Source organism: Litchfieldia salsa (assembly GCF_900104555.1).
GTDB lineage: Bacteria > Bacillota > Bacilli > Bacillales > Bacillaceae_L > Litchfieldia > Litchfieldia salsa.
In genome coordinates, this window is the sequence record NZ_FNJU01000008.1 from 137,608 (window position 1) to 155,130 (window position 17,523).

Annotated in this window: 9 protein-coding genes; 1 reads left to right on the forward strand and 8 read right to left on the reverse strand. The window is 37.0% G+C overall.

Features of this window, described 5'->3' with window-relative positions:
* Positions 1-127: 127 nt before the first annotated feature.
* The 6 genes from BLQ56_RS15650 to BLQ56_RS15675 form a co-directional block, all read right to left on the reverse strand.
* The gene (locus BLQ56_RS15650; RefSeq protein WP_090856320.1) at positions 128-2,554 is read right to left on the reverse strand and encodes a beta-glucosidase family protein; all 2,427 of its coding nucleotides are present in this window, start codon (positions 2,552-2,554) and stop codon (positions 128-130) included.
* Positions 2,555-2,889: 335 nt separating this feature from the next.
* Entirely contained in the window at positions 2,890-3,906 is a 1,017-nt protein-coding gene (locus tag BLQ56_RS15655) for a glycosyltransferase family 2 protein (RefSeq protein ID WP_090856323.1), read from the reverse strand.
* 2 nt (positions 3,907-3,908) lie between these two features.
* Positions 3,909-4,541, reverse strand: a complete 633-nt coding sequence (locus BLQ56_RS15660) for a hypothetical protein (RefSeq protein ID WP_090856326.1) — start codon at positions 4,539-4,541, stop codon at positions 3,909-3,911.
* 1 nt (position 4,542) lies between these two features.
* On the reverse strand, positions 4,543-6,996 hold the full coding sequence (locus BLQ56_RS15665; RefSeq protein ID WP_090856329.1) for a beta-glucosidase: 2,454 nt from the start codon (positions 6,994-6,996) through the stop codon (positions 4,543-4,545).
* A gap of 79 nt (positions 6,997-7,075) precedes the next feature.
* Positions 7,076-9,961 (reverse strand): glycoside hydrolase family 3 N-terminal domain-containing protein, encoded by a 2,886-nt coding sequence (locus tag BLQ56_RS15670; RefSeq protein ID WP_090856331.1) that lies wholly within the window; start codon positions 9,959-9,961, stop codon positions 7,076-7,078.
* 365 nt (positions 9,962-10,326) lie between these two features.
* On the reverse strand, positions 10,327-11,220 hold the full coding sequence (locus BLQ56_RS15675) for a LysR family transcriptional regulator (RefSeq protein ID WP_090856334.1): 894 nt from the start codon (positions 11,218-11,220) through the stop codon (positions 10,327-10,329).
* 319 nt (positions 11,221-11,539) lie between these two features.
* Between BLQ56_RS15675 and glf the strand changes: the two genes are divergently transcribed.
* Entirely contained in the window at positions 11,540-12,640 is a 1,101-nt protein-coding gene (glf, locus tag BLQ56_RS15680) for a UDP-galactopyranose mutase (RefSeq protein WP_090856337.1), read from the forward strand.
* Between the two features lie 48 nt (positions 12,641-12,688).
* Here the strand turns inward: glf and BLQ56_RS15685 are convergent, their stop codons facing one another.
* A complete protein-coding gene (locus BLQ56_RS15685; RefSeq protein ID WP_090856340.1) occupies positions 12,689-13,453 on the reverse strand; it encodes a hypothetical protein in 765 nt (254 codons plus the stop codon).
* 1 nt (position 13,454) lies between these two features.
* Complete coding sequence (locus BLQ56_RS15690) at positions 13,455-17,231, reverse strand: DEAD/DEAH box helicase (protein ID WP_090856343.1); 3,777 nt, start codon at positions 17,229-17,231, stop codon at positions 13,455-13,457.
* Positions 17,232-17,523 lie beyond the last annotated feature (292 nt).

Genomic DNA, 17,523 nt, shown 5'->3' on the forward strand with positions numbered 1-17,523 from the left:
CTCCTATCGAACAAACTCTTTCCCGATTCCGACCGTTTTGTCTAATAAAGATCTAACACTAAATTGAATATGTTCCTTGTCTAAAGAAAAAGTAGCAATTCACCAATGTGTGAATTACTACTTAATTTTAACTATTTAACTTCGCATTTGAAATCTTTAACATCTTTCTTCTTTCCTTAAACACATGGTTCAAACCTTTAAAAGTATTTCCATTTACAATCATCAAAATTCCATCTAACATTGGCATATTAACAAGTCCACCAGTCAGCCTGGCAATTCCTCTAAACGGCAAATTATAAATCGACATCATGATGATATTTGCCGCATTTCTTTTTCCAATCTTTCTTAGGAACCAATATGAAAATAAGATTAAATGATAGACCATTCTTGCTATTAATCCTTTGGCATACTGACACTGTGCAATCGTATCATTATAGCCAAGCGGCTTTGTTCGATCCCATGTAGAAACAGGAACTTTGCGGCCCATCAAAGTTTCAAATTCTTCTACACTGACATTGTGTGCTAACCCAGAATAGTAGGATGGTAGTAACTTCTTATCATATGGAATTGGTGCTCCTGTCCCTTCCACAAAAATAGTGTCCACCAACCTAATATCAATGCTTGAAGCACCAATCATGATTGTATATTCAGCTTCTTCTATTTCCCATTGATTTGTCTTAACGTTAAAATAACGGAATGCTTTGTCATCAAAAGGGATATAAACCGTTTTCGATTCGCCCGCATTTATGAAAATTTTATCAAAGCCTTTTAATTCCTTTTTAGGTCTGAATATCTCATCAGATTTGCAGCCCACATAAAGCTGTGCAATTTCCATTCCAGCAATTTTACCAGAGTTTGTTATTTTAAACTTTACTCCATCTTTATTAACCTGAAGATCGGAATACTCAAAGGTTGTATAACTTAATCCATAACCAAAAGGAAACAGTACATTAACATTCGCCGTATCATAATACCGATAACCAATATACATTCCTTCTCTATATTCTACGCTAGCTTCCCCACCAGGGAAATTGCGATAGGAAGGTGTGTCCTCATAGTGGAGTGGATAGGTTTCAGCCAATTTCCCTGAAGGATTCACATCCCCTGACAGAACTCTTAGGATTGCTCGTGCTCCAGCCTGTCCACCTAAATATCCATGTAATACTCCTCTTACTTTATCAATCCATGGCATTTCCACTGCTGACCCACATGAAAGAATTAACACAATATCCTTATTCACTTCATATATAGCATCTAATAATTCAATCTGATTCTCCGGAATCTTCATACTATGCCTATCTAACCCTTCAGCTTCAGTCGCTTCATCTAGACCAAGGTATAGCAGAATAACATCTGCCTTCTCCGCAAGAGCACATGCATCATCTATCAATTTTTGACTCTTCTTCCCATATCGTTCAAAGCCTGGTTCGTACCCGATACTTACAATTCCTGATTCCTCAAAGCAATAGAGGGTATGATCTAAAATGGTTGGATTGACGATCGAAGACCCTGCTCCTTGATATCTTGCATCTTGAGCAAAATCTCCAATGACGGCAACCTTTTTGCCAAACCTTAACGGTAAAATATTACCTTCATTTTTAAGAAGAACGATTGATTCTTCAGCAACCTTCTGTGACACTCTATGATGTCGCTCTATATCAAACTCAGATTGAGGTTTTTTATACACTTTCTCTGTTGTAAATATTAGATCTAGTAATCGGTCTACACATTCATCAAGTACTTCTTCTTTGATTTTTCCACTTTTAATAGCCTCTACAATTTCTGCATCTGTCTCTCCAGCCGTTGTTGGCATTTCCAACTCATTACCAGCAATCAACCCTGCTATACGATCATTACTTCCTCCCCAATCCGTAATAACCGTTCCTTTATAATTCCATTCACCACGGAGGATATCTTGCATTAAGTGGAGGTTTTCATTTGTATAAGTACCATTTAGCTTATTGTAAGAAGACATGATCGACTTAGTCTGACCTTCCTTGACTGCAATTTCAAATGCAGTTAAATAAATCTCCCGAAGTGTTCTTTCATCGACAATCGTATCAATAGACATCCGTCTTTCTTCTTGATTATTTGCTGCAAAATGCTTTACACAAGCCGCAATGCCTTGTGATTGAATTCCTCTGATATAACTTGCAGCCATTTTTCCAGCTAGGTATGGATCCTCACTGAAATACTCGAAATTTCTGCCACATAATGGATTTCTTTTCATGTTAACACCAGGACCCAATAGGACATTAACTTTTTGAGCAATCGCCTCTTCGCCAAGATATTCTCCTACTTTTTCTCCTAGTTCAGCATTCCAACTATTTGCAACAGTAGCTGCTGTTGGATAACATGTAGCTGGGTTTCCTTCGTTAAGGCCCAGTTTATCAGCCGCTACAGCCTGTCTTCTAATACCATGAGGTCCATCAGCAAAAAATATACTGCTAATTCCAAGACGTTCTATATCCTGCGATTGCCAAAAATCTTTCCCTGACATTAACGACGCTTTCTCTTCTAACGTCATCTTTGCAATTAGTTCTTTATATTTCATCTCTATTCCTCTTTTGTATTTTGAGGTGGTACTCTAAAAAACTACCACTGATACAGTTATTTTTTAAAATTAGATTTAAACAACAAATTCACTATAAAAAATATTCTACTATACATACAGTGGATTTTCACTAATAAAAGGAAATCAATTTCAGATCCTAGTAATCGATTCCATTATTTTCCTTGATATGGTAAGATTCTATTGAAGCGATTACATCCTATCCTCTCATCATTATCTGGAAATAACATTACGAAAATAAAAATAGAGGACATCCCTTCTGTGCTTAACACACTCATTGGACATCCTCTTTAAATATGATAAATAATTAATTTAAGTTAATTAAATCCTACTAATCTTTGAGAGATTTTATATGCACCTACAGATATACTACGTCCAGCTCGACCTGGTAAATTAATTAATCCACCCATAAGACCATATTTAAGAGAATGATATAGCTCAATATCATTATTTTTTATATAGAGCCATAACTCTTTCTTCTTTTTAAGATTTTCGGCTGTTCCGGAACGTATTAATAAAATCGTAGAAACGACCGTAACGATTTCTAAATGTCTAAGCATATAGTCACGTAACATAGGATGATGAACCTTCTCTAAATCTACTTGTTCGATCATAAGTTTATTAACTTTGATCTGCTGATCAATTCTTCTAATCATAATATTCTCTTGAACTGACTGGTCTTCTCGACCAATGAAATATCGATAAAAATCAACATTGACATAAATAATCGATTTTACATGTTCAAGCGGTGTATATACATACAAATTATCAACATAAAAAGTATGCTTCGGTAGTTCTAGTCCACAATCTCTAAGCAACTGTGTTCTATAGATGACAGAATGCATCAAAATATATTGTCCTTTTCGGAAAGACTTTATGTCATTCCATGTGAAAATCGTCCCTTCCGGAAGAACATTATCATACTTCATCACTTTCTTATATCTTGTGCCTTCTTTTTCATAGACGAAATTACTGATCACCATATCAACTGACTTTTCTTGTTGAACTAAATCTCTTAATGTTTCTAAGATTTTCAGGTAGGCTCTAATATCAACCCAATCATCACTGTCAACAACTTTAAAATATAAGCCAGATGCATGACGAATGCCGGCATTCACAGCCTCCCCATGTCCACCGTTTTCTTGGTGAATTGCTTTGACAATGGTTGGATATCTTTTTGCATATTCATCTGCAATATTTGCAGTCTTATCAACGGAGCCGTCATTCACTATCAGTAACTCTACGTCTTCCCCTCCTGGTAAAAGGGATTCTATGCAATATTTCATATAATCCTGTGAATTATAGCAAGGGATAACTACTGATAATAATTTCATTCTCACACTACCTTTACATCCTGATTTTCAGGTTCTTGTTTGAAAATAAGTTTAAAAATTGGGAAGAACACCCAGAACGAAATCGCACTGTTAATGATCATCGTAATCATGTCAGCAGTTGTTTCTCCAAATGACCCCATACCCCACGTATTCATTAATAAATTATAGATTGGGGCTTTGTAAAATCCTTGAGCTGCAGCAGCACCTATCGTAATTAAAATATAAGCAATAACATACCAAAAGGCAGCTCTCCAAATATTACTGTTTGATTTAAATGTAATACTTCTTTGTGCAAAAAAGTTTATAATTTGAGCAATTGCGATTGTTAATTGAACGGCAAGGAAGTAGGCTAGCCCACCTCCACCACCTGCTGAAAGTGCACCTGCTGCATAGTCGAATATATAATAAGGGCTACCATCAAAGTTTTGACCAAACTGCAAAACTTGAAAACTAGTACTAACTAGAGATGTTTGAGCAAAAATACTTTTAAAAGCAGGCATTAGAACAAGTTGTAACACCGTTATCCCATTACTAAGCATAAAGAATACTAAAAACTGCGCAGTGTTTGGGTGCTTCTCTTTATATCTAGTCCAAAAACCTAGCGGGCCGTTAGCAATTTTGTTTACCTTACTCATTTTACATCTCCTTTGTTGCTTTATCTAGTGTAATTTGTTGGCTTTTTGTAAACTTCATCATTTTACTTCTCTCTTTCAGTAAATGACTCAAGCCTTTAAAGAAGTGACCATTTACCATCATTAATATCCCATCCAACATCGGCATATTAATCACACCGCCAGTCATTCTCGCCACACCTCTGAACGGCATATGATAGATCGACATCATAATAATGTTCGCCGTACTTCTTTTCCCTATTTTTCTTAGGAACCAATAAGCGAAAACTATTACCTTATAAGCAAACCTAGCAAATACTCCCTTTGCATACTCACACTGAGCAATCGTATCGTTATAACCAAGGGGTTGGGAACGATCCCATGTAGCTACAGGCACCTTTCTTTCAAGCAGACGTTCAAATTCATCCTGATCAACAGTGTTTACCTTACCAGAATAATAAGATGAGAGTTGATCCTTTTCGTAAGGAAGTGGAGCTCCTGTACCCTCTACAAACAAAGTATCGTCTAATTTAATGTCCGCGCTTGACGCACCAATCATTAATTTATATTCTGCTTCTTCTATTTCCCAGTTATTTGTTTTTACATTAAAATAACGGAATGTTTTATCATCAAAACTAATGGTCACTCGCTTTGTCTCTCCAGCATTAAGCGCAACCTTCACAAACCCTTTTAATTCCTTACTTGGTCTAAATATATCTGTAGATTCACAACCAACATATAGTTGCGCTACTTCATTTCCTGCCATATCTCCAGTGTTTGTAATTTGGAAACTCACACCATCTTTATCAACTTCCATGTTGGAATATTCGAAAGATGTATAACTTAGTCCATAGCCAAATGGAAAGAGCACATTTACATTTGCTGTATCATAATAGCGATAGCCAATAAAGATTCCTTCTCTATATTCAACACTCACTTCTTTACCTGGGAACTGGTGGTATGCTGGTGTATCTTCATAACGAATTGGGTAAGTTTCAGCTAATTTTCCAGAAGGATTAACCTCTCCTGTTAACACTCTTAGAATTGCTTTAGCCCCTGCCTGGCCACTTAAATATCCATGTATAAGTCCTTTTACTTTATTAATCCACGGCATTTCAACAGCAGCACCAGAAGAAAGAATGACAATAATATTTTGATTTACTTCATATACTGCATTTAATAAATCGATTTGATTCTCAGGAATTTTCATACTTTGTCGATCTAGCCCTTCAGCCTCAGTTGCTTCATCTAGACCAATATATAAAAGAACAACATCTGCTTTTTTTGCAAGCGCACATGCATGATCTATCTTTTTCTGATTCTTCTTTCCATAACGTTCAAATCCAGCTTCAAAGCCTATATTAACAAACCCTGTTTCCTCTAAACAATCCAAGGTATTATCTAACTTAGTAGGATTAACGATTGAAGAACCAGCTCCTTGATAGCGTGCCTCCTTCGCAAATTCTCCGATTGTAGCAACTTTCACACCCGTTTTCAGCGGCAAGATATTTCCTTCGTTTTTAAGAAGAACAATTGATTCTTCTGCAACTTCCTGTGCTACTCTGTGGTGATCTTCTAAATCAAAATCCTTTTTGTAAGGCTTGCTAAAAACTTCCTCTGTTGAAAAAATGAGGTCCAACAGTCGATCAACACATACATCCAATACTTCTTCTGAGATTTCTCCATTTTTAATGGCTTGAATAATTTCTAAGTTGGTCTCCCCTGCAGTAGTTGGCATTTCTAACTCATTTCCTGCAATTAATCCTGCCACACGGTCATTACTACCGCCCCAGTCGGTTACAACTACTCCATCATATTCCCATTCATTACGTAGAATTTCCTGCATTAAATGAATATTTTCATTTGTGTACGTACCATTGAGCATATTATAAGAAGACATAACAGTCTTTGTTTTACCTTCTTTAACTGCAATTTCAAAGCCCGTTAGATATATTTCCCTAAGAGCTCTTTCATCAACAATCGTGTCAATAGACATACGTCTTTCCTCTTGATTATTAACAGCAAAATGCTTTACACATGCTGATATTCCATGTGACTGAATTCCTTTGATATAGCCTGCAGCCATTTTACCTGCATGATATGGATCTTCACTGAAATATTCAAAGTTACGTCCACATAAAGGATCTCTTTTCATATTAATACCAGGCCCTAGCAAGACATTAACTTTCTGTGCAACTGCCTCTTCACCTAAGTATTTACCAATTTTTTCGCCTAGTTCCACGTTCCAACTATTGGCTACAGTTGCAGCAGTTGGAAAACATGTTGCTGGAAGACTTGCATTTAGTCCTAGATGGTCTGCAGCCTCTGCTTGTTTTCTAATACCATGAGGTCCATCAGCAAGAAATATATTATTTATTCCAAGTCTCTCAATATCTTGTGTTTGCCAGAAGTCTTTTCCTGACATTAATGATGCTTTTTCTTCTAGTGTCATCTTATTGATTAAGTCTTTGTACTTCATATCTATGCCTCATTTACAATTTCAGCGGTACCCCTTATGGAAGTACCGCCAAAATATATTTTTGTTAATCTATTTACACTTATTTTCCAGATATGTTGGCAACTTCTTCAACATCTTCTCTTTTTCTGCTATTGCGGAATGTAAAGAAGAAACCAAGAAGAATTCCTAAACCTACAATACTATCAATGATGATTGTGTTAACAACCCATTGTGGTTTATCTGTACTTAAGCCATCATCGATTGCGCTGCTGTTTGCTACATTATATAAGACATTTTTCGCAGCATCTCTCATTGCCCATAATGTATCATTACTGTCTGTGTTAAACTCTGGAACACCATATGGTGCAACACCAGTCAGAAGGATATCATTACCAGCACGTACAGCAAGTTCAGCATTCATGTACGGATATGCGTCTAGGATATAGAAGTCTGTGTTAACAACCCCTTTAAAGCCCCACTCATTACGTAATACTTCTGTAAGTAAGCTCTCATCTGCACCAGCCCATACATCACCAATGCTATTAAATGAAGACATCATACCTTTTGCTCCGCCTTCTTTAACTGAAATCTCAAAAGGTTTCAAGTAAATTTCACGGATTGATTGTTCATTACCCCAAGTTAAGACACCAAGCGTACGATTTTGTTCTTGATCATTTAAAGCAAAGTGTTTTGCATAAACAAATCCACCTTGACTTTGGTAACCCTCAACCTTAGCAGCTGCCATTTTACCTGAAAGGAATGGGTCCTCTGAATAATACTCAAAGTTTCTTCCTGCAAATGCTGTCCGGTGAATATTCATCGCTGGAGCATACCAACCAGTTATGCCGTAAGCCTTAGCTTCAACACCAATTGCTTCACCCATCTCAAGAGCAAGGTCTAGATTCCAAGTAGATGCAAGCATTACTGCTGCAGGGAATGGAATACCATAAACTGGATTAGCAGAAATGAAGTTACTTATACCTGCAGGTCCATCGTAATCTGCTGTAGCTGGTTTTCCAACAGATGCGATTTCAGCTGTCTTATAACCACCGTTTGAAACGATTTTAACTAAGTCTGCAACAGTTAATTGATCTAGTAAAGGCTCCCAGCTTTCATCATCAAAAGCCACACCTGTAAAGTCAGGTAACTCTAATCCATTGTCTGCACCTGTAGTTGGCGCTTCATCATGTGTATCAGCTGGCACGTCATAGCGCTTGCTATTAACCATATCAACAAATGCCGAGTCTACTAATGTACCTACTACCTCTTTAGTTGTTCCATCTTCATTTGTAACTGTAAAAGTTTCATTTTGATCAATTTCATTTAGATTTGCAAAACCATCAGCTCTGGAAAGATATGTGTCAATACTTCCTTCGCCTGTAACTTCTTCATCAAATTGATTTACTGCTACTTGTTGATCTGTAGAACGTCCAGAATCATAAACGACTTCTGAAAGTGTTTGTGTTCCCACATCAGCAATTTTCTCATGAGAGTTTTTCATTAACATAAGTTTATATTCGCCTGCTTCAAGTACATATCCACCATCAGCAGTATATAATTTTTGGTCATCATAAGATGCCATTTCTTCTACTTTGAAAGTTAGTGTAACTACCTCAGACTCACCTGGTTCAAGTACGTCTGTCTTTCCAAATGCTGCTAGATTAATAGATGACTTTTCAAGTTGTCCAGTGTAAGGTGGCGTGAAATAAAGCTGCACAACCTCTTTACCTGCAACTGAACCTGTGTTAGTAACCTCTACATCAACTGTAATGTCAGTATCATTCCAAGTTAAGCTGTCAGCTACCACTTGTTGATCAAAGCTTGTATAGCTTAAACCATGACCAAATGGATAAAGTACCTTTTCGTCATAATTGATTGCGCCCTCTTCAGCAGCTGTCTCATAATAACGGTAACCTACATAGATACCTTCTGTTAAATCCACATACTTTAACGGAACACCTTTAGCGTCGCTTGCTGTTGAATACGTTCCATCAGCATTTTCAACAACATAATCAAAATTACCAAAGTTGGTAGCAGCAGGTGCATCAAGAACATCTTTAGCATAGATATCAACTGTTTTACCTGATGGATTTAACTCACCAGAAAGCACCTTACCTAAAGAACCAAATCCAGTTTGTCCTGGACCAGCAATATTTACTACACCCTTAATTTGTTCGTATTGATTTACCCAATCAAGTTCAAATGTATTTGCACTGTTAACAACTACAATGATGTTACTAAAGTTAGCTGTTACAGCTTCTAGCATTCCTAATTCTCTGTTAGTAAGCTCAAGATAATGTTTGTTCGGATCTTGATCATCTTCAAAACCAAATTTTTGTCCGGTAGGTGAGTGTGGAAGACCATCTATGTCATAAGTATCTGGTCCAAACAAACTTTTTGGAAGATCCGCACCTTCTCCACCTGCACGAGCTATAAAGATAACAGCTGTGTCAGAAAATTCTTTTGCCTGAGTCAAAAGGTCTTCAGTATAAAATTCTTCAGGCTTAGGCTCTGGAACTGTCCAGTCTTGACCTTCTATTCCTAATACCGGTCTTGTAAGATCGGTTGCAGTATAAGCATTATATAATTCCTCATTAATCTCAATTCCTGCTGATTCAAATCCCGCTTTAGGTGTAATGGAAGTTGTTGCATCTGTACCACCTGAACCAGTTCCACCATAAATTGGGGCAGTAAAGCTCCAGCCGAAGACGTTTACCTTTGATCCAGCTGCTAAAGGTAAAGCGTTCTCTTCATTCTGTAAAAGAATGACACCTTCATCCGTTATTTTCTCTACAACTGCAGTTGAACCCTCACGTGCATCAATAGCTTCACTGCTAGTCATATCAATTTCTGTAAAATATGCCGTGATTACTTCAGCATAATAACCTAAGGCAACGTTTACACCAATAGCTAGAACAAGCAGCACACTCAATACTGAGCTCCACACTATACGGAATTTTTTCTTACTCATCTTTTTCCTTGCCATCTTCTTTCTCCCCCTATTTCACAAAAAGTAATTCAGCCCTTACAAATATAAATACAGTTCTTACTCCTCGGTATACATAATTAACCGTTTTCAATCTATCTTTAAGGAGTGAACATGTAACGCTTACAAAAAAATCATAACTTATTCATATATAAACCGCTATCAACCAAAAGTTAGGGGGTAGTAACTTTTAGTTTACCATGCCCCCAAAAGCCTGTTCTAACAGCATTCTCTCCAACCAGTGACTACGCTTCACTCAATAAAAATGTAGTAAATTAATATCTACTTAGCATTTTATGAAATCGATACCAGATGAAAGTGAGAATATTAATACATACAAAAAGTCGTTTTGAATGGTTCATATCTCAAAACGACTTTATTCTTTCTTTTACATAGCTCTGGAACAGTGACACTGACTTTGATTGAATTCCTCTTTTTCTAAAAATAAGATAAATATTTTGTGGGATTTTCTCCTTCAGTTTAATAACTTTTAAATTCTCATTCTTCACCGCTTCTTCAACAAAATCAACTGAGACTGTGACAAAACCATTAGACTCACATAATCGATGAGCAGTCATAAGACTACCATATTCATGAACAACATTCGGTGTATATCCGTATTCAATACATTTCATTAGAAAGCTATGATCTTTCCCTTTTCCTACCGCTTTGACGACCAGAGATTCATGTTCTAAATCGATGACAGAGATCTCGTCCTTCTGAGCTAGAGGATGTTCTTTAGAAACGACAATAACCACTTCTCCGGATGCAATTAACTCGAATTCACAGTTTTCAATTTCTTCATTTTCATCATTCCCCATCACTAAGCCAACATCGACCTCTTCTTGAAAAAGTAGCTCATCTACAGGATACTCATCTGGAAATTCTCTTAACTTTATTTGAATGTCTGGATTGAGTTCAGAAAATCGATATAAAAACTCTACAGGGAGGATTGTTGTTGTTGAGTAAGTAACCACAACACTTAATACACCCTTTTTCCCGCTTATAATACTGATTTCTTTTTTTATGTCATCCATGAGGTAACAGAGATGCTTTGCTCTTGCATGTAAAAGCTCCCCCGCTTCAGTAGCTTCCATCCCTCGTGGGCCTCTGTAAAATAGTTCCGTTTCTAATTCAAGTTCCAGTTGCTTTATGGTCTTACTCATCCCTTGTGGTGTAATATATAAGTCCTTGGCTGCGGAAGTAACACTTTTTTTCTCATAGACTTTTATGAAATATTCCAATGCTTCTGTATTCATATTGCGTCCTTTCGTTTGTCAACAGGCATGATTGTATAGCAAGTATAGCATATTTTTTAGTAGTACGAATGACACTAAAAGCGCGAATGCACTGTGCGTATTGGGTAAACCTATGAATAAGCTTAAGGCTTTAATAATTTACTGCATCGTTAACTCTTATTGCTAAATCACAATTTATGTGGAAAAATAAGTTGTAAAAGTTTCTATATAAATAATATAAAGATATAGCTTATATTCAAGAATGACAACAAATAAATAGAAAAATACACAAATTATCAAATAAATAATTTAACTACAAACAAAAAAGGAGAAAATCATCATGTATGATTATTTAATAGTTGGTGCGGGCTTGTTCGGATCAGTATTTGCATATGAAGCAATAAAAAGAGGGAAAACGTGTCTTATAATCGATAAAAGAAATCACATAGGTGGAAATGTCTATACTGAAAAAGTCAAAGACATTAACGTACATAAATATGGGGCACATATTTTTCACACAAACAATAAAATGATTTGGGATTATGTGAATAGCTTTGCGGAATTTAACCGATATACCAATTCCCCTGTCGCCAACTATAAAGGCGAGTTGTATAATCTTCCCTTTAATATGAACACATTTAACAAATTATGGGGTGTCATCAGCCCAAGTGAGGCAAAACAAAAAATTGAAGAACAAAAAGAAGCATCTGGCATTACAGATCCAAAGAATCTAGAAGAACAAGCCATCTCTTTAGTAGGTACAGACATCTATGAAAAGTTAATTAAGGGCTATACTGAAAAACAATGGGGACGTCCAGCAAAAGAGCTCCCATCCTTTATCATTAAGCGCCTACCTGTACGCTTCACATATGATAATAATTACTTTAATGATCGATATCAAGGAATCCCAATTGGTGGTTATACGAGCATTATTGAAAAAATGCTAGAGGGTATTGAGGTTAGATTAAATGTTGATTTTTTCGAACAACGAGAAGAATTTGAAAGTCTCGCAAAAAAAGTCGTGTATACAGGGATGATCGACCAATACTTTGATTACAAATACGGCATCTTAGATTATAGAAGTTTACAATTCGAAACTAAGGTCCTTGAAGATACAGACAATTTTCAAGGAAATGCGGTTGTAAATTATACAGATAAAGAAACACCATATACACGTATTATTGAACATAAGCATTTTGAGTTCGGTACTCAAGAGGCTACTGTTATTACGGAGGAATATCCGGGAGAATGGAAACCCGGAGATGAACCTTATTATCCAGTAAATGATGACAAAAACAATGAAACATACAGGAAATATAAAGAGTTAGCAGACAATGAAGATAAAGTGATTTTTGGTGGCAGACTCGCAACTTATAAATATTACGATATGCATCAAGTCATTGGTGCGGCATTAGCTACAGTTAATAAGGAATTTGAATAATACAAGTATTCCAAAGGTGCCTGGCACCTTTGGAATATAATATCCAACTCACTCACTAATAGGTTCTTTCATTTCCCATTTCTCTCGCCACGTGACTAGTTCACGCTCTTCAATTTGTCTTTCAAGCGTATGATCCCATTGTCCAAGTAATGTATTCCAAACACGTGAATAGAAAATGTCTTGTTCTTTGTGATAGAGCTGAAATTCTAGACAAGGTACATGTAGCACCGATTGTTTTTCATAGCTTAAGATATCAGCTACTACTAATTGAAGGCCGTTTTCATCCAAGCCATTTTTGCTTTCAGAAAGAACCTCTAAAATACGGTTATGATTGATGTTATCCTCGTTATTCTCATACCGAAACACCGTTAACTCTTCATCTGTTTTTGGAACAGAACCATTCAATTCTAACCAAAATTCATCATGATTAGGACTGTATATTACATCTGTTCCTTCTAGATCCATATCCTCTTCTACAATTCCACTTTTTAATTGCTCTTTCCCTTTCATAGTTAACCTGTAGTTGCCTTTATCAATCTGAATTAAGTCAGTTCTTTGCATTTTTTTTATTAAATCTTCAATAAACAGTTCCTCTACCAGCAACATTTCCGACAAGTTCGCTGCCCGCCGAATATCCGCTTCCTCAAAGGTGAGAAGCATCATTTTCATAAGGATGTCCATTTTAGATTTCCTTACCCGTTTATACTCAACACTTAAGGTCAGTACCGGTAAACTCCAAATATCAGACTTCTTTATTTCTATAGAAGGATTCTCAACCAAGCTTGACCGTAAACGTTTCGTTAATTTCTCCATACTATCTCACCTCTTGTAGCATCCGTAAGCCCTGTTGTTTCTTAGTAGTATTTAACACATGCGTGTACATTCGTTTCGTATCCTCTTGTTTTGTCCGCTCAGTAAACATTTTCGTACTGCCAATTAAAACAAGTAGCTCTTTCGCTCTTGATAGAGCAACATTTAGCCTACGATAGTCTTTGGCAAACCCTATATCATCCTGTTTATGGTCATGATTACGAACCATGCTTAATAGAATGATATCCATCTCCATTCCCTGGAACCTATCCACTGTTCCAGTCCGAATTGTTAAGTTTCTTAGGTTAAGTTCCTGCTGGATTAATCGGTCAACCCTTTTGACTTGTTCACCGTAAAAACTAATCACACCAATACTCTTTTTCTGATTAGCTTCCAGTCTTCCAGCTAGTTTCGCCTGTTCTGTCGACTCATCCAATTCCAAAAGCAAACGACTTATTTCTTTCAGTTCTGCTGGATTATACAGACTTTTACCACCTTTCATTCTTTCTTCAAAAAATGTTGGCTCGTTCGGTATATCTATCCATAAGAGGTGGTTGTCTCGCTTAATCAGCGGAGACTCTAGCAGATGATCTCGCTCCAAGTCAGAATGATTTAAGCCACATTGTAGTCTGTCGCTTTCATGCTCGTAAAATGGAGCAATTGTCTCCATTATCTTTTCATGCATTCTGTACTGAATCGCAAGCATTGTTTTATTGCTATTTGGCAAATTTTTATATAATCGTTCAAAAAGTGATTCTTTCAACAGCCTTTTTAATTCCACTTTCCCTTCAAAATCATCACTCTCATCCGCCATTTCCTGTAATGTCTCTTCTAGCGTATCATTTCCTAAGAGAGGTGGTAGCTGATGATGATCGCCAACTAAAATGATTTTTTTACCTTTCAACATTGGTAATAGCAGTTCAGGTGGAGTCGCTTTTGACACCTCATCAATAATCACCACATCAAACTCAGGGTAGTTGTCGATAAAATCTTTTCGTGCCGAAGCAACACAGGTTGTCCCAATCACATTCGCATGCTTTACATAAATTTTCCGTATCTCATCCAGGTCATGTTCATTTGCTTCTTCTAGTAAAGATAGCCACTTTCCTTGAACCGACTGAAATAATGGGAGCTTTAACTTTTCCTGCTTTAACGACTCTCTTTTAAAAGAAAGACTAGCAAGTGAAGTTAATACTTTTTCATGCTCTTTCTCAGGTTGGGATGAGAGGATTTCCTTTAGGGGAAGAAGTTCTTTTTCTGTTTCAAGACTCAAATGTTCCAACTGAGTTAAACGAGCCTCGACCTGTTCAAGCTCCTTCGACTTTGAGGCAAGTAGTTGAACCTCCTCCTCTCGTTTTTGGAGATTGTCTTCAACCTTTTGTTTAATTCCCTCATATGTCTCTATCTTTTCCTTAAGCTCAATCCCTGTCGCCTCTTTTTCCTGTAGCATCTCTTTTGCGTTAGGAATAACTTCTGCTGACTCTGTCATTTCACGGTATTTACTTTGCAAAGAATCAAGCTCACTGCTTTGGACTTGAAGTGTTTTTGCCCACTTTTGCTGAAATTGTTTGTTTTCATTCTGCTTTTGCTGAAGCTGTTCAACAATTTCACTCTTCAGTTGTCCGAAAGCTTCCTGTGCCTTACGTTTATAATTATCAAACGATAATAATCGCTCTCTTTTTTGCGCCAAAAATCCCCTTCTGTTGTATAACCCTTCAAGAGAACTCATAAGCAAGCCCGGATTGATGTTTGATCTCTGAACCGTTAACTTGTTTCTCAGTTCGGCTAGAAATTGATCAATCTCCACTGCCGAATACGCATAGTGTTGGCGTTGCTCAAATTGCTGAAATTGTACGTTGTACTGATTTAGAAGAGATTCAACATATGTGATAGCCTTAGTTAACTTATCATTATATTGTTTTAATTTTTCAAGCTGATCGATTGATCCGCGAATTTCCTCCAACTGTTCAACGAGCTCCCTAACTTTGAAAGTGCGCTTGATATTTTGTTCAAGGATGATCCATTTCAAACCATCAACTCTTTTTACACCAGCAATTTTTTCAAACAGCACATTCAACTGATTTATGGCCTCAGCCCATTTTTCACATTCACTGCTCGCTTGTTCTGAGGCTTGTTTTACTTCATCCATCTTAATTTCTAACTCTCCACATGTGATACTTTGCCTTAAAGCTTTAATAGCTTGTTCGTTGTCATCCCATCTTTTTTGAATGGTTTCACTGTCATCATGACGAATCAAAAAAAGTTCATCGTCTTCAATTGCTGCATTTAATGAATGGAGAGTTTCCTGACTCTCTCTCACTTGGATTGCAGCAACCTGCTTCTCATGATTAGCCACTTCTAACTTCTGTTTTTGTTCATCAAGAATGGATTGGATTTCACTAAACTTCTTTTCCGCTTCCTGCTTCGCTTTGACCTCAGACTGGGTCTTTAATAGAAGTGGTTCTAACTCCTTTTGCTTCTGTTCAACCTCATCCCATTCACTCTCTATTTCAATTATTCGAGTTCTACCTGCTTCATATTGAGATGAAACCTCTTCTAATGTATGGTCTTTCCAATACTGACCTACATTTTCTTCAATGAACTTTTTGCCTTCTTCTTCAATGCTCTCTGTCCGGCCTACTCGAAGAATCCGGATATCCTTATTTGCCAGTAATCGGCCAAGAGCATTATCGACCGCTAAGTTGGATTGAGAAGCAACTAGCGTACGCAGCCCAGCCCTGGCATTTTGCAAACAAATTTCGGAAATGACCGTTGTCTTTCCGGTTCCAGGCGGGCCTTGAATAACGTATAAATCTTCAGCAGACATCGCACCTATAACAGCTTCCTGCTGGAATTCGTTCAGTCGATTATGAAACTTAAGAGTTGCTCTCTTTTTTGGGATACTTACTGGTGGTTTGTTTTCAAACAGAAGTCTCTCTAACTCTGGATTAGCAGCCAGCCCATTTTCTAAAAGCCTAAAGCCTTGACGAAGTCTCTTAACCTGGCTAAGTGTCGCAAAGTTACTGAAGGTTACTTCTTTTTCTTTCAAATTAAAACGCTGCTGGCGGGCCCTATCCTCCATATAACCATTCAGCTCTATTTCAATTGAAAGACTAGTACGGTTCGCTTTCAGGACTTTCCCGACATCCTGATCGATTCCTTTTAATTTGACACTTAAATCTTTAAGTGATTTCCACTCCTTATCATTCAACTTACAGCCGCTAATGGTCATCCTGCTGAAATCTCGGTTGAATGTAAGCCCTGAATAAGGTGAGATCATATCAGGTATATCTGCAGACCGCTCTTGTATTTTCAAATAGCCTTCCCAGCTTGCAATCCGCTTTTTCACATACTCTGAGCTTTCCTGTGCAACCGGCATTTCATGAATCAAATTTAATAAATCTAACGGAACCGCTCCTCCACGGTGTACGGTTAAATCAAACTTGAGGTGTACTGGACGGCGCCAATTTGTTTCCACAGACAAATGCCCTGATCTCGTCGTAACATTCGTCGTAATGAACCTGTCCTTTTCTACTACACAGTGGAGTACGATTATAAGACCATTGTTTTCAACAGATACCCTCCCACTCGCCTGCTTGTCAAGGAATATTGCGACTGAAAGTGGACGGTCTGTCGTCTCTGGGTACTTTTCTATATAAACGTTAAATGATGTCTCCAACGAAAAAAACGAGCCCTCATTCGTCCCGAGTTCCCGTATCTTATCTTTCGCCTTATTTGTTAATGCTAAGGGACATCGATATACTACACTTTGCGTTTTCATTTATATGTCCACCTGCTTTATTTAACACGGATCCAAAGAGGATCAGTGGTTTTTTACCTACTGAATTATATCATATTGTAATTAATAATAGAGTTATATAAGTAATTTTAATCGTTATATTCTATTAGTATATCTTGTGAATTCTAGTACAATTTGCTAAAGTAAATGATACAAATTCGACAATTTATTACAAGTTTAACCATTTATCGACATTACTGAATGTGTTAGAATAGACAGCAAAGGAATACGCTTCTATTTGGTTATTACCTTCAAAAAATTCACTGGTCAGAAG

What these genes read in the sequence shown, in the direction of transcription:
- BLQ56_RS15655 (WP_090856323.1), bottom strand. Translation starts at nt 3,906, where the DNA reads ATGAAATTATTATCAGTAGTTATCCCTTGCTATAATTCACAGGATTAT.
- BLQ56_RS15675 (WP_090856334.1), bottom strand. Translation starts at nt 11,220, where the DNA reads ATGAATACAGAAGCATTGGAATATTTCATAAAAGTCTATGAGAAAAAA.
- BLQ56_RS15660 (WP_090856326.1), bottom strand. Translation starts at nt 4,541, where the DNA reads ATGAGTAAGGTAAACAAAATTGCTAACGGCCCGCTAGGTTTTTGGACT.
- BLQ56_RS15650 (WP_090856320.1), bottom strand. Translation starts at nt 2,554, where the DNA reads ATGAAATATAAAGAACTAATTGCAAAGATGACGTTAGAAGAGAAAGCG.
- BLQ56_RS15665 (WP_090856329.1), bottom strand. Translation starts at nt 6,996, where the DNA reads ATGAAGTACAAAGACTTAATCAATAAGATGACACTAGAAGAAAAAGCA.
- BLQ56_RS15685 (WP_090856340.1), bottom strand. Translation starts at nt 13,453, where the DNA reads ATGGAGAAATTAACGAAACGTTTACGGTCAAGCTTGGTTGAGAATCCT.
- BLQ56_RS15690 (WP_090856343.1), bottom strand. Translation starts at nt 17,231, where the DNA reads ATGAAAACGCAAAGTGTAGTATATCGATGTCCCTTAGCATTAACAAAT.
- glf (WP_090856337.1), top strand. Translation starts at nt 11,540, where the DNA reads ATGTATGATTATTTAATAGTTGGTGCGGGCTTGTTCGGATCAGTATTT.
- BLQ56_RS15670 (WP_090856331.1), bottom strand. Translation starts at nt 9,961, where the DNA reads ATGGCAAGGAAAAAGATGAGTAAGAAAAAATTCCGTATAGTGTGGAGC.